12 protein-coding genes and 1 pseudogene are annotated in these 14030 nt (G+C 67.0%); 5 read left to right on the top strand and 8 right to left on the bottom strand.

Going from position 1 to position 14030, the window contains the following annotated elements; translation table 11 throughout:
* The first annotated feature begins 107 nt into the window (after positions 1-107).
* On the top strand, positions 108-920 hold the full coding sequence (pyrF, locus tag QFZ41_RS13830; RefSeq protein WP_429199298.1) for an orotidine-5'-phosphate decarboxylase: 813 nt from the start codon (positions 108-110) through the stop codon (positions 918-920).
* Positions 921-1042: 122 nt separating this feature from the next.
* A complete protein-coding gene (locus QFZ41_RS13825; RefSeq protein ID WP_429199297.1) occupies positions 1043-1426 on the top strand; it encodes a helix-turn-helix domain-containing protein in 384 nt (127 codons plus the stop codon).
* Between the two features lie 12 nt (positions 1427-1438).
* Here QFZ41_RS13825 and def read toward each other — a convergent pair whose 3' ends face one another.
* Positions 1439-1975: a peptide deformylase gene (def, locus tag QFZ41_RS13820; protein WP_429199296.1), complete on the bottom strand. Its 537-nt coding sequence runs from the start codon at positions 1973-1975 to the stop codon at positions 1439-1441.
* A gap of 192 nt (positions 1976-2167) precedes the next feature.
* On the opposite strand from def, the gene QFZ41_RS13815 reads away from it, so the two are divergent.
* A complete protein-coding gene (locus QFZ41_RS13815) occupies positions 2168-4243 on the top strand; it encodes a carbon starvation CstA family protein (protein WP_429199295.1) in 2076 nt (691 codons plus the stop codon).
* A 10-nt stretch (positions 4244-4253) separates the two neighbouring features.
* A complete protein-coding gene (locus QFZ41_RS13810; protein WP_429199294.1) occupies positions 4254-4460 on the top strand; it encodes a YbdD/YjiX family protein in 207 nt (68 codons plus the stop codon).
* Between the two features lie 7 nt (positions 4461-4467).
* Here QFZ41_RS13810 and QFZ41_RS13805 read toward each other — a convergent pair whose 3' ends face one another.
* Positions 4468-5175 carry a FadR/GntR family transcriptional regulator gene (locus QFZ41_RS13805; protein ID WP_429199293.1) on the bottom strand — a complete coding sequence of 236 codons (708 nt, stop codon included), beginning with the start codon at positions 5173-5175 and terminating at the stop codon, positions 4468-4470.
* Between the two features lie 134 nt (positions 5176-5309).
* Here QFZ41_RS13805 and QFZ41_RS13800 point away from each other — a divergent pair, with 134 nt between their 5' ends.
* Positions 5310-6452 carry an aldose epimerase family protein gene (locus QFZ41_RS13800; RefSeq protein WP_429199292.1) on the top strand — a complete coding sequence of 381 codons (1143 nt, stop codon included), beginning with the start codon at positions 5310-5312 and terminating at the stop codon, positions 6450-6452.
* A 13-nt stretch (positions 6453-6465) separates the two neighbouring features.
* On the opposite strand, the gene QFZ41_RS13795 is transcribed toward QFZ41_RS13800, so the two are convergent.
* The 6 genes and pseudogenes from QFZ41_RS13795 to xerD form a co-directional block, all read right to left on the bottom strand.
* Positions 6466-7368, bottom strand: coding sequence for a DMT family transporter (locus tag QFZ41_RS13795; RefSeq protein ID WP_429199291.1), 903 nt, complete (start codon positions 7366-7368; stop codon positions 6466-6468).
* Complete coding sequence (locus tag QFZ41_RS13790; protein ID WP_429199290.1) at positions 7365-7994, bottom strand: glycosyltransferase family 2 protein; 630 nt, start codon at positions 7992-7994, stop codon at positions 7365-7367. The genes QFZ41_RS13795 and QFZ41_RS13790 overlap by 4 nt, the downstream gene beginning before the upstream one ends.
* Positions 7995-8082: 88 nt before the next feature.
* Positions 8083-8187, bottom strand: a pseudogene (locus QFZ41_RS13785) (glycosyltransferase family 2 protein); the annotation flags it as partial.
* A gap of 49 nt (positions 8188-8236) precedes the next feature.
* The gene (gene purL, locus QFZ41_RS13780) at positions 8237-12100 is read right to left on the bottom strand and encodes a phosphoribosylformylglycinamidine synthase (RefSeq protein WP_429199289.1); all 3864 of its coding nucleotides are present in this window, start codon (positions 12098-12100) and stop codon (positions 8237-8239) included.
* Positions 12101-12201: 101 nt separating this feature from the next.
* Positions 12202-12957 (bottom strand): DsbC family protein, encoded by a 756-nt coding sequence (locus QFZ41_RS13775; protein WP_371023444.1) that lies wholly within the window; start codon positions 12955-12957, stop codon positions 12202-12204.
* 88 nt (positions 12958-13045) lie between these two features.
* The gene (xerD, locus tag QFZ41_RS13770; RefSeq protein WP_429199288.1) at positions 13046-13972 is read right to left on the bottom strand and encodes a site-specific tyrosine recombinase XerD; all 927 of its coding nucleotides are present in this window, start codon (positions 13970-13972) and stop codon (positions 13046-13048) included.
* Between the last annotated feature and the right edge of the window lie 58 nt (positions 13973-14030).

The following is a 14030-nucleotide window of genomic DNA, read 5'->3' as shown; positions in this document are numbered from 1 at the left end:
CTGGGCTGCTTCCCACCGGCAGGTAGCAGTGTTACCCACCTTCGGGTGGGAAGCGGCCTGGGCCGCGATCCAGGTCGACCCGGTCCAACCCACAGGCGGTGCCGCCCATGAATTTCTCCAACGCCCTGAAAGACGCCTGGCGTCGCAACGATTCCCTGGTCTGCGTCGGCCTCGACCCCGAGCCGGGTCGCCTGCCCGCCGGCCTTTCAGGCACCGAGGGCATCTTTACCTTCTGCCGCGACATCATCGATGCGACGGCCGGCCTGGTCTGCGCCTTCAAGCCGCAGATCGCCCACTTCGCGGCGCAACGCGCGGAGGGCGTCCTGGAACGGCTGATCGCCCACATCCACGACAAGCACCCGGGCATCCCGGTGATCCTGGACGCCAAGCGTGGCGACATCGGGTCGACCGCCAGGCACTATGCCGCCGAGGCCTTCGATCGCTACGACGCCGACGCCGTCACGTTGAACCCCTACCTCGGCCAGGACTCCATCGCGCCGTTCCTAGAGCGCGCCGACAAGGGCGTGATCCTGCTTTGCCGCACCTCCAATCCGGGCGGCAAGGATTTCCAGGCACTCGATTGCGGTGGCGAACCACTCTATATCCGGGTGGCCGAAACCATCGCCCGCGACTGGAACGGAAACGGCAATTGCGCCCTGGTCACGGGTGCGACGTGGCCAGAAGAACTCGGCCGCGTTCGCCGGGTGGTGGGCGACATGCCCTTGCTGGTGCCGGGCATCGGCGCCCAGGGTGGCGACGTGGGAGCCGTGATGGCGCACGGCCGGACAGCCGACGGCACGGGCCTGATGATTTCTTCCTCGCGCGCCATCCTTTACGCTAGCGGCGGCCCCGATTTTGCTGAGCTAGCACAACGAGCGACCGATGAAATGAGAAAGTCGGTCAACTCGTTCCGTAATTGAGCAGAAAAACCAAAAGCAGTCGCAAATTGTACGATTCAGCAACTGCAAAAGGCTTACGCTGCCACTCCGCGCTATCGAACAATACCGGGCTAGAAGCGCCACAGCGTTCCACCGGAGTTGTCATGCCCCCTGTTAACCGAGGTTTTTCCCAACGCCTGCATGTCGCGCTGGACATGGCTGGCGTCAAGAAAGGCCGCGGCCGCATCACCCAGCTTGCCGACCTTTTCGACGTCAGTCGGGAAACGGCACGCAAATGGCTCAGCGACCTCGGCCTGCCCGAACTGGAGCGCCAGATCGACATGGCGACGCGGTTCGGCGTCAATTTCGAATGGCTGGCCACGGGCCGCGGCTCCCCGAACGGGGCGACGGGCGTGCGCGAAAGCCCCGCTCTGTACCGCGCCGATTCCCGCGAACAATTGCGATTGGTCGGCCTGGTCAGCCGCCTCCCGAAGGAGCGTCGCAAGGCCTTGCTGGTGATCATCGAAGCGCTGGCCGACGCCGAGTAACTCCGAAAAACCTCAATCGTCCGCGATGTCCATGCCGGGAAACAGCACCTCGGTGTAGCCGAACTTCGTAAAGTCGGTGATACGCGAGGGATACAAGCGCCCGATCAGGTGATCGCATTCGTGCTGCACCACGCGGGCGTGGAAACCCTCGGCCGTTCTGTCGATGGGCAGGCCCTTCGGGTCGATGCCCTGGTAGCGGATCAACGAATAGCGGTTCACCGCGCCTCGCAGGCCGGGAACCGACAGGCAACCCTCCCAGGCCTCTTCCATGTCCTGCGAGAGTGGCGTGATCACCGGATTGAGCAGGATGGTCTGCGGCACCGGCGGCGCGTCGGGGTAGCGCTCACTGCTGTCGAAACCGAAGATCACCAGTTGCAGGTCGACGCCGATCTGCGGCGCGGCGAGTCCGACGCCGCCCGCGTCGTACATGGTGTCGAACATGTCCTGGATGAGGGCATCGAGGTCGGCCGAGCCGATCATGCCGGCGGGTACGGGCGGCGCGATGCGCAGCAGGCGCTCGTCACCCATCTTGAGAATCTCGCGAATCATGGGTTTCCCTGGGGAGTGGGGATACCCGCAGCATGGCGCCGGAAGGCCCCGGGCTCAAGCCTTTTGGCCCGTCCCGGCACGCACGGTGCCCGGTGGCCATTCGACCAATGGCTAATACGCCAGAGGCCCCGTGGCGATTGACCCCCGGAGCGGGCAGGACGACCCTTGTCGCATCCGCAAGGGGAGCACGACATGCAAAGCGCCATTCCCAAACCCAGTCCCGCGGGGAAGATCCTGTGGACCGCCATCGCCATCATCGGCGCCTGGTGCCTCGGCGTCGTCGCCCTGCGGCGCGGCGAGCCCATCAACGCCATTTGGCTGGTCACCGCGTCGATGGCTGTCTTTCTCATCGGCTACCGGTTCTACAGCCGATTGATAGCCACCCGCTTGCTTCAGCTCGACCCGTCGCGTGCGACGCCCGCGGTCCTGCGCAACGATGGACTCGATTACGTACCCACCGATAAATGGGTGGTGTTCGGCCACCATTTCGCCGCCATCGCCGGCGCCGGCCCGCTGGTCGGACCCGTGCTCGCCGCGCAGATGGGCTATCTGCCCGGCACCCTCTGGATCCTGGTCGGCGTGGTTTTCGCCGGTGCCGTACAGGACTTCATGATCCTCGGCCTCTCGCTGCGGCGCGACGGCCGGTCGCTGGGCCACATGCTGCGCGAGGAACTGGGCGAAGTGCCCGGCGTCATCGCCATGGTGGGCGTGCTGGTACTGATGATGATCGTGCTGGCCGTGCTGGCACTGGTCGTGGTCAAGGCGCTGACGCACAGCCCCTGGGGTACCTTCACCGTCGCCGCGACGATCCCCATCGCGCTGCTGATGGGTCTTTACCTGCGCTATATCCGGCCGGGCCGCATCCTCGAGGTGTCCATCATCGGCCTCGTCCTGCTGCTCGCCTCGATCTGGTACGGCAAGACGGTCGCCGACACGCCGGCGCTGTCCGTCCTGTTCGACTTCGATGCGAAAGGCCTCGCCTGGCTGCTCATAGGCTACGGCTTCTTCGCTTCGGTGCTTCCGGTGTGGCTGTTGCTGGCGCCGCGCGACTACCTCTCGACCTTCCTGAAAATCGGCACCATCGTGCTGCTGGCCCTGGCGATCTTCCTCGCCGCGCCGACGCTGCAGATGCCCGCGGTCACGAAGTTCATCGACGGCACGGGCCCGGTCTTCTCGGGCAACCTCTTCCCGTTCCTGTTCATCACCATCGCCTGCGGCGCGGTCTCCGGCTGGCATTCGATCATCGCCTCCGGCACCACGCCGAAGCTGTTGGCCAACGAGGGCGAGGCACGCATCGTCGGCTACGGTGGCATGCTCATGGAGGCCTTCGTCGCCATCATGGCGCTCATCGCGGCGGCTTCGTTGCATCCGGGGGTGTACTTCGCCATGAATTCTCCCGGCGCCCTGGTCGGCACCACGGCGGAACAGGCCGCGCAGACGATCAGCACCTGGGGTTTCCTGGTCACGCCGGCCGAATTGACCGAGACGGCGAAGAACATCGGTGAAAGCACCATCCTCGGCCGTGCCGGTGGCGCGCCGACGCTCGCGGTGGGCATGGCGCAGCTGCTCCACGGGATCATGCCCGGCGAAGGCATGATGGCGCTCTGGTACCACTACGCGATCCTTTTCGAGGCCCTGTTCATCCTCACCACCGTGGATGCCGGTACGCGTGTGGGCCGCTTCATGATCCAGGAGCTGGCCGGCATGGCCTGGGCGCCGCTGAAGCAGACCGAATCGTGGCTCGGCAATGTCGTCGCCACGGTGATCTGCGTGGGCTTGTGGGGATACTTCCTCTACCAGGGCGCGGTCGATCCGCTCGGCGGCATCAACACGCTGTGGCCCTTGTTCGGCATCGCGAACCAGATGCTCGCGGCGATCGCGCTGATGCTCGCCACCGTGGTCACGGTGAAACTCAAGCGCGAGCGTTTCGTGCTGATACCCGCCGTGCCCGCCGCGTGGCTGGTGATCTGCACGCTGACCGCCGGCTGGCAGAAGATCTTCGACGACAAGATCAGCTTCACCGCGGCGGCCCAGAAGTACGCGGACGCGATGGCCAGCGGCAAGCTGCTCGCGCCGGCCAAGTCGATGGACGAAATGCAGCGGATCGTCACCAACAACCGCGTGGACATGGCGCTCACCGCCCTGTTCATGCTGCTGGTACTGACCATGCTGTTCTTCTCGCTCCGCGCCATCGCCCGCGCCTGGCGCGCGAACCATCCGACCGCGCACGAGGAACCTTACGTCGCGCTGTCCAGCGTGGCTCCCTGAGGAATACGCCATGAGCATCGATGCACCCACGGCACCGCGCTCGCTATGGAAGTGGGCGGTCCAGACCGCCCGCCTCTGCTGCGGCGTGCCCGATTACGACGTCTACGTGAAGCACCTCCGCGAGCATCATCCGGAGCGGACGGTGCCCAGCTATGGCGAATTCTTTCGTGAGCGGCAGGAAGCGAGGTACCGCGGTACGGGCGGGCGCTGCTGTTGACGGGCCGCTAGCCCCGGCGCCCCTTGCGCATGTTCGCGCGTGAGTCGGCGATCATCGAATGCATGGCCGCCGCGGCTTCGTTAGGGCGGCGGCGGCGAATCGCCTCGTACACGGCGCGGTGCTGCGGCAACGAGTACTTGAAGTTCTTCGCGGTACGCGCGGACATCACGAAGAACGTGGCCAGGGCCGTCTCGATCACGGCGAACAACGAACTCAACAACTCGTTGTTCGTCGCCGCGAGCACAGCCTCGTGGAAGCGGAGGTCGGCGTCGGCCCAGGCATCCAGGCCATCGGCCTCTTCCATGGCCTCCAGCGCCTCGGCGAGAGTGTCCAGCTGCGCCGGTGTGCGCCGGCGCGCCGCCGCCATCACCGCCGCGGGTTCGATGATCTCGCGCATTTCCACCAGCTTCTCGACGAAATCGTCGGTCGGCATCGCGGCGCAACGCCAGGCGAGTACGTCGCCATCGAGATGGTTCCAGTAGCGCGGGTCGCGCACGCGCATGCCGGTCTTCTGACGTGTCTCGATCAGGCCCTTCGAGGCCAGCACCTTCAGTGCCTCGCGCAACACCGTACGGCTGACCTCCATCTGCCCGGCCAGTTGCGACTCGCCCGGCAAGGCATCGCCTGGCTGCAACACGCCACCCACAATTGAGCCGCCGATATCCTCGATCACCTGCGCGTGCAGGTTACGCGCGCTTGCCGCCTTCAGTGCCATGGCCCCTTCCCGGTGTACTACCCGGCGGACATCGTAGCCGCACCCGGCGGCGCGGCGATGACGCGGCGCAGCTTGTCATTTGTCGGACTAATGTGGTTTCGTCGCCTGACTTTCTCGAAGGGAGTGGACGTGCGATGAAGTTCGTAACGAGCCTGGCCAGCGCGATCCTGCTGGCCACAACCACCGCCGCCGCGATGGCCGGTGAAGCAACGAAGGCATCGTTCGGCAGCACGCCGGACGGCACGGACGTGACGCTGGTCACACTCACCAACGGCCATGGCATGACGGCGAAGATCCTGTCGCTGGGCGCGGCGCTCTATGCGCTGGAGGTGCCCGACCGCCACGGCAAGCCCGGCGACATCGTGCTCGGCTATCCGGACATCAAGGGTACGTTCGCGAAACCGCAGTACTTCGGCGACACCGTGGGCCGCTACGCCAATCGCATCGCCAAGGGACGCTTCACCCTGGATGGAAAGCAGTACACGGTGCCGGTCAACGATGGCCCGAACTCGCTGCATGGCGGCAAGCTCGGCTTCGACAAGGTCGTGTGGACCGTCGACAAGGTGGAATCGGGCGCCCGGCCCAGCGTCACCCTCACCTACGTCAGCCCGGACGGCGACCAGGGCTATCCGGGGAAGCTCACCACGACAGCAACCTATTCGATCGACGACAAGAACGAACTGACCATCGAGTACACCGCGACGACCGACGCGCCGACCATCGTCAACATCACCAACCATGCCTACTGGAACCTCGCCGGCGAAGGTTCGGGGAGCGTCATGGACCAGAAGTTGATGATCGCCGCCGACGCCTACCTGCCGACCGATGCCACCGCCATCCCCACGGGCGAGGTACGCAACGTGGCCGGCAGCGACTTCGACTTCCGCAAGGCCAAGCCGATCGGCCGCGACATCCGCGATGCGAAGGAACAACAGCTGGTCTTCGGCCGCGGTTACGACCACAACTGGGTGGTTTCGCGGAAGGAGGCCGCGCAGCCGCGCGAGGTGGCGCGGGTCAGCGATCCCAAGAGTGGACGCGTGCTTTCCCTGTGGTCGGCGCAACCGGGCCTGCAGTTCTACTCGGGCAATTTCCTCGACGCGACCACGTCGGGCAAGTCAGGCGGGGTCTATCGCCAGGGCGACGCCTTCGCGCTGGAGCCACAGCTCTATCCCGATACGCCGAACCGTCCGGAATTCGGCTCGGCGCGGCTCGAACCGGGGAAGACCTACCGGAACCTCATGATCTACAAGTTCTCGGTGGACAAGGCCGCGAAGTGACCCCGCGATCCGCTCACACTTCGTGATGCAGGGCTTCCGCCGGTTTCTTCCGGCGGAAGCGCGGCGCCAGTTCCACCATGTACATGGCGGCCAGTACGAGGGCGCCGCCGCCGAGCATGCGCGTGGTGAGCGCATCGACCCCCAGCAGCACCGCGAAGCCGGCCGCGAACACGGGCTCGGTCGTCATCACGATCGCCGCCCGCGTGGCCGGCATGTGTGCCTGTGCCCATGTCTGCACGAGCATGGCCAACGCACCCGCGACCAGCGCCATGTAAAGCACCGCGATCCACGCGCTGGCGTCGGGCGGCATGGCGGGCCCACCGTGAGGCAACGTGATCGCGAGACAAACCGTGGCGATGCCGGCCATCTGGATCGCCGACATGCCGAACGCGTCGCCCGGCTTCGACCAATGGCCCAGGCCGACGATGTGCAGGGCGTAAAGCGCCGCGGAGGCCAGCGTGAGCAAGACGCCGATGTCCACAGCGAAACCGTTCAGCGCCAGCACGCCGAGGCCCACGGTCGCGAGCGCTACGGCGGCCCAGGTGCTCAGGGGCATGCGCTGGCGAAAGATGACCAGGGCGAGGATCGGGGTGATCACGACATACATGCCGGTGACGAATCCACTGACGCTGGGCGACGTGCGCGCCAGTCCTTCGGTCTGCAACCATTGCGCGACGCCGTAGAGCAGGCCCAGGCCGAAGCCACGCAGGCACTGCTCGCGACCGAGCCGCCTCAGCGGCAGCGCGAACAGCAACAACATGGTCACCGCGGCGATGACGAATCGCACCGCGAGGAAGTCCGTCACGGACATCCGCCCGACGACGTCCTTGATGAGGACGAACGTGGAACCCCAGATCGCCGTCACCGCCAGCAGGCCGAGGGTGGCGAGGCCACCGCCACGCGCCGTCCCGCTCACCGGCGCTTCCGCAGGAGCTGGCCGGGAATCTTCAGGAGGAAGTGGGCGCGGATGCCCAGCCATACGGCGGCGCGCACGAGCGGGTTACGCGCGGCCGGGTCGTGACGGCGGAACCACAGGTACATGCTGCGATGCTTGTGCCGGGAGACGAAGACGGGCCGGTGCCGGCTCGAACCACCCTTGCCATGCAACACGCGGACGTCGCCGGCGAGCAGCACCTTGTAACCGGCATCGCGGGCGCGGCGGCAGAGGTCCATGTCCTCGCAGTGCAGGAAAAAGGTTTCGTCGAACCCATTCAGGCGCTCGAACACCTGGCGCGGCATGAGGATGATCGCGCCCGAAACGATCTCGACCTCCTCGGCACCGTCCGGCCATGGCCCGGCGATGTCGATGCCCGTGTCGCCGCCTCGCCCCAGCTTCGTGGCGAGTGAACGGCGCAGCAAGGGGTCGCGCCGCCGCGAGGCAGGATCGGGCCGGCCTTCGCTATCGCATACGACCGCGCCCACGATGCCCGTATGGACGTCGACATGCGCGGCCATGCGCGCGATCGTGTCCGGCGCGACGAGGCAATCCGGATTGAGGACGAGCAGGTGGTCGCCACGCGCCTGCGCGGCGCCACGATTCACGGCGGGCCCGAAGCCGAGGTTCGTCCGGGTTGTAGATCACCCGCACCCGCTCGTCGCCGGCGTACGCTCGATCGAGCGATTCGGGCACGCCGTCGGTGGACCCGTTGTCGACGAGTATCACCTCGACCGGCACGCCGCTGGCGAGCGCGTGCTCGACACACTCGCGCGTGAACGGGCCGCTATCCGCGAGCACGATGACGATGCTGGTCAGGCTGGGGCGGTTCACCGGTCGACCCCTGGCCTCAGCCCACCCATACCCGGGCGTTGCGGAACATCCGCATCCACGGCGAATCCTCGCCCCACTGCTCCGGATGCCAGCTGAGTTGGGTGCTACGGAACACGCGCTCGGGGTGCGGCATCATGATGGTGATGCGGCCGTCGCCCGCGGTGAACGCGGCCAGGCCACCCGGGGAGCCGTTCGGATTGAGCGGGTAGCTTTCGGTGGGTTTGCCGCGGTTGTCGACGAAGCGCGCCGCGGCATGACTCTTGGACGGGCTGCACACGTTGGGGAAGTGCACGCGGCCTTCGCCGTGCGCGACCGCGACAGGAATGCGTGCGCCGGCCATGCCGCGGAAGAAGATGCTGCCCGAGTCGAGGATTTCCAGCGTGGCGACGCGCGCCTCGTATTGCTCCGACTGGTTTCGCAGGAACTGCGGCCAATGCTTCGCGTCGGGGATGATGTCCTTTAGGCCGGACATCATCTGGCAGCCGTTGCAGACACCGAGGGCGAAGCGGGAGCCGTCTTCGAAGAAGCGCGCGAACTGTTCGCGCAAGGCATCGTTGTAGAGGATGGACGTGGCCCAGCCACGTCCGGCGCCGAGCACGTCTCCGTAGGAGAATCCGCCGCACGCGGCCAGGCCGACGAAGTCCTTGAGGTGGTGGCGGCCGCTGGCGAGGTCCGTCATATGGACGTCCACGGCGTCGAAACCGGCACGGCTGAACGCCGCGGCCATTTCCACCTGGCCATTGACGCCCTGCTCGCGCAGGATCGCCACGCGCGGGCGAACACCCGTCGCGATGTACGGAGCGGCGACGTCATCGGCCGGGTCGAACACCAGCTTCGGCGTGATACCCGGATCGGCGTCGTCGAGCCGCCACTCGTTTTCCTGGTCCGCGCTGTGCGGGTTGTCGCGCAGGCGCTGCATCGCGTAGCTGGTCTCGTTCCACGCACGGAAGAGCTCGGTCCAGTTCCACTTAAACGCCGGCTCGCCGTTGAGGTGCAGCTTGATGCCGAGCTTGTCCTTGGGCCGGCCCACGTTGTGGGTCATGCCGGCGAGGTTGTGCTTGACCAGCAACTGTTCGAAGGCCTCGCGGTTGGCCGAGGCCACCTGCACCACGGCACCGAGTTCCTCGTTGAACAGCGCGCGCAGCGTGGCGTCGGCCCAACCGTCCAGGCGCAGTTCGAGGCCGCAATGCCCGGCGAAGGCCATTTCCAGCAGCGTCACGATGGCACCGCCGTCCGAACGGTCGTGGTAGGCCAGCAACAGGCCGGCCTGGTTGGCTTCCTGGATCAGTTCGAACATCGCACGCAGGCGCTTCGGATCGTCGAGATCCGGCGGCACGCCGCCACCCCGGTTGAACACCTGGGTGAGCGCCGAGCCGCCGAGGCGGTCGCGCCCCGCGCCGAGGTCGATCAGCCACAGGTCGGTGTCGCCACGATCGAGTTTCAGTTGCGGCGTGAGCGTGCGCCGCACGTCGTCGACGCGGGCGAAGCCCGTGATCACCAGGGACACCGGCGAGACGGTTTTCTGTGCCTTGCCGTTGCCGTCCGTCCAGACGGTCTGCATGGAGAGCGAATCCTTGCCCACCGGAATGGAGATATCGAGCGACGGGCACAGCTCCATGCCGACGGCCTTCACGGCGTCGAACAGGGCGGCATCCTCACCCGGATGGTTCACGGCGGCCATCCAGTTCGCGGACAGGCGCACTTCGTCCATCTTGATGGAAGCGGCGGCGAGGTTGGTGATCGCCTCGCCCACGGCCATGCGCGCGGCATCGGCACTGGACAGCAGCGCCACGGGCGCACGCTCGGCCATGGCCATGGCTTCGCCGGTATAACCTTCGAAGTCGGTCATGGTCACCGCGACGTCGGCGACCGGCACCTGCCACGGGCCGACCATCGGGTCGCGTGCGTTCAGGCCACCCACGGTGCGGTCGCCGATGGTGATCAGGAAGCTCTTGCTACCCACGGCCGGCAGGCGCAGGACGCGCATCAGCGCCTCGTCCATGCCGATGCCGGTCAGGTCGGCGACGAGGTCGACCCGCGGCTTCACGCGCACCGCGTCGCGATGCATGCGCGGCGGCTTGCCGAACAGGACATCCATGCGCAGGTCGATCACGTCGATGTCGCGACGCGTGTCGCGCACGATGAGGCGAGCCTCTTCCGTCGCTTCGCCGACGACGGCGAACGGACAGCGTTCGCGGGCGCAGAAGGCCTCGAACAGCTCGATGTCCTCGACGCCGATGGCGAGCACGTAGCGTTCCTGCGACTCGTTGCTCCACACCTGCATCGGCGAGAGGGTCGGATCGTCGCAAGGCAGCTTCGACAGGTCGATCACACCACCGACGCCGGCATCGTTGAGGATCTCAGGGATGGCGTTGGACACACCACCCGCGCCCACGTCGTGGATGCTCACGATGGGGTTGCGGTCACCGCGCGCCCAGCAGGCATCGATCACCTGCTGGCAACGGCGCTCCATCTCGGCGTTGTCGCGCTGCACGGAAGCGAAATCGAGTTCGGCGCTCGAGGTGCCGGACGCCACCGAAGACGCGGCACCGCCACCGAGGCCGATGAGCATGGCCGGCCCGCCGAGCACGATCACCTTGTCGCCCGGACGAACCTTGCGCTTCTGCACGTGGTCGGGGCGGATCGCGGCGAGGCCGCCGGCGATCATGATCGGCTTGTCGTATCCACGGCGCACACCCTTCTCGCCGGTTTCCTGCTCGAAGGTACGGAAGTAACCGCCGAGGGCGGGACGGCCGAATTCGTTGTTGAAGGCGGCGGCGCCGAGCGGGCCGTCACGCATGATCTCGAATGCGGAGGCCATGCGCGGCGGCAGCGGACGGTCCTTCTCCCACGGACGCGGCAGCCCCGGGATACGCAGGTGCGATACGGAGAAACCGGTGAGGCCGGCCTTCGGCTTGCCGCCGCGGCCGGTCGCGCCCTCGTCGCGGATCTCACCGCCGGCGCCGGTGGCGGCGCCCGGCCACGGCGCGATGGCCGTGGGATGGTTATGCGTCTCGACCTTGATGGCGTAGGGAGCGGCCTCGGCCACGGTACGGAACACGCCGTCTTCCGGGCTCACGAACAGGCGATGGCCCTCGTAGCCTTCGATCACGGCGGCGTTGTCGTGGTACGCGGACAACGTATGCGCCGGCGACTTCTGGTGCGTGTTCTTGATCATGCCGAACAGCGACGATTCCTGCGTCGCGCCGTCCAGTGTCCAGGTGGCGTTGAACACCTTGTGCCGGCAGTGCTCGGAGTTCGCCTGCGCGAACATCATCAGCTCGGCGTCGGTCGGCGCGCGTCCCATTTCGGCGTAGCGGTCCGCGAGGTAGTCGATCTCGTCGTCGGCAAGCGCCAGGCCCAGCTCCTTGTTGGCGGCGGAGAGCGCGGCACGTGCGTCTCCGCCCAGGTCCACGCGGCCGAGCGGGCCCGGCTCGCCGGCAAGGAACAAGCCAGAGGCCTGGCTCAGCTGATCCAGCGGCGATTGCACCATCGGGTCGCAGAACGCGGCCATCACGGCGGCGTAGGCCGGCGTGCCGGCCTCGGGCATGCCGCTGACCCGCCACGCGGTGCCGCGCTCCACGCGGCGCACGTCGAATCCCGCGCCGTGGAGGATGTCGGTGGCCTTGCTCGACCAGGGCGAGATCGTGCCCAGTCGCGGCACCACCCAGAACGTGGCCTCATCGGGCGCGGTGTTCTTCGCTTCCAGGACGGCGAGCAGGCGCGCGCGCGTGCCGCCTTCCGGCGGCACGTCGGCGTCGACGAAGTAAGTGAACCAGGCGGCCTGCACCCGCGTCCCGTGATGCAGGGCATCCAGGTGGGCGTTCAGTCGTTCTAGGCGAAAAGGCGAGAGGGCGCTCTGCCCGTCGAGTGCGATCATGCGGGGGGAATAGGCGCAGCAGGAAAACGCCTATTCTACATGATGTTGCGCGGCAACATTGGGATGCCCCGGGGCCGGGGCACCGTGATTGGCCGCCGCGGTCAGCCGCCGCGGCGGGCAGCGCTTCCCGGCGGGGCGCTGAGCGCCTGCAGCAACTGGGCCGGAGTGACGTAGCCACCGACCACGTCGCCGTTCTCGGTGACGATGGTGGGAGTGCCGTTCACGCCCAGGCGCTCGCCGAGTTCGAACTCGTCCTTCACCGGATTGGCGCAACTGGCCGCCTTCGGCGTGGCGCCCTTCATCGCCTCGTTGAAGGCATTCTTGCGATCGGCGCTGCACCACACCGACACGGCCTTGGTATACGAGGGCGTGTCGTTGCCGGCGGTGGTCTTGACGCCTTCCCGCGGCCAGAACACGTACTCGACGGCGATGCCCTGCTTGTTGAACTCGTCGATATGGGCGTGAAGCTGACGGCAGAAACCGCAATCCACGTCCGTGAACACCGTGACCGTGTGCTTCGGGTTCGCCGGCGCGTACACCAGTCGCTGCGAGGCCGGCAGCTTGGCCAGTTCGGCCTTGCGCAGGCCCGCCCAGCTGGCCGCGCTGAGATCGGTCTTGGCCTTCAGGTCGATGAGGTTGCCGTTGATCATGTAACGGCCGTCGGCGGTCACGTAGACCATGCGGCCGGAGGCGATCACCTGGTAGAAGCCCGGCATCGGCGCGGGGGCGATGCTGTCGACCTTGATGCCGGGCCCGAGGGCCTCGACCGCGTCGCGGGCGGCCTTTTCGTCATCGGCCGCGCAAGCCGTCATGGCGAATGCGCCGGCCAGGAGCGCCGGCAGGATTTTCTTCAACATCGGTTACGACTCCATCGGTGACCGGGGGAAACACGGGAACGTCTTGGATCGCGATCCGCGCATTCGGTTCCCCCGATTGTGGCACGGCTCAGCCGCGCGGGTGGTGTTGGGCGTGAAGCCGCTTCAGGCCTTCCTTCGCCACCAGGGTGTAGATCTGCGTGGTGCTGAGCGCACTGTGGCCCAGCAGCATCTGCAAGGCGCGCAGATCGGCGCCGTGGTTCAGCAGGTGGGTCGCGAACGAATGGCGCAGCACATGCGGCGAGACGCGCTTGGCCGGTATGCCTACCTGCATGGCGTAACGCTTTACCAGCGTCCAGAACATCTGCCGGCTCATCGCGTCGCCACGGCGGGAGAGGAACAGCGCCGTCGGCTGACCGTGGCCCTTGGCCAGCGCCGGCCGGGCTTCGCGCAGGTAGGTTTCCACGTGTGCCAGCGCCTCTTCGCCCACGGGGACGAGGCGGTCCTTGCCACCCTTGCCGGTGACACGAAGCACACCCTGGCGTGGGTTCAGGCCGGACAACGGCAGGTCCACCAGTTCCGATACGCGCAAGCCCGAGGAGTACATCAATTCGAGCATCGCGCGGTCACGCAAGCCAAGAGGCGTGGTGAGGTCCGGAGCGACGATCAACGCCTCGATCTCCCGCTCGGCGAGCGCCTTGGGCAGGCTGCGTGGCATCCGCGGACGTTGCATCAGCAGCGTCGGGTCGTCGCGCTTGCCTTCGTCGCGCGCGAGCTGCGCGTAGAAACGCCGGAACGCCGACTGACGCCGGGCCATGCTGCGCACGGAAACGGGCTGGCTGCCGTGGTATGCGGAAATGTCCTCGCGCGTGGCGTTCGCCAGCGTGCGGCCGCGCGTGCCCAGCCAGCGCGCCAGTTGCTGGAGGTCGCGCCGATAGGCTTCCAGCGTGCGGTCGGCGAGACCATCCTCCGCCCACACGCGTTCGATGAAGCGCTCGATCAGACGGACGTCATCGGCGGCGGGTTCGGCGGAACGGGGGCTATCGACGAGGGACATGCGGGCACATCGGCAAGAGACGCCCGCATGGTCTCACGGCCGCCCTTTGTTGCGACAA

Origin of the sequence: Luteibacter sp. W1I16, from assembly GCF_050434905.1 — a bacterium.
GTDB lineage: Bacteria > Pseudomonadota > Gammaproteobacteria > Xanthomonadales > Rhodanobacteraceae > Luteibacter.
The sequence above is the reverse complement of the archived record's forward strand: the minus strand, read 5'-3'. Positions and strand labels throughout refer to the sequence as shown.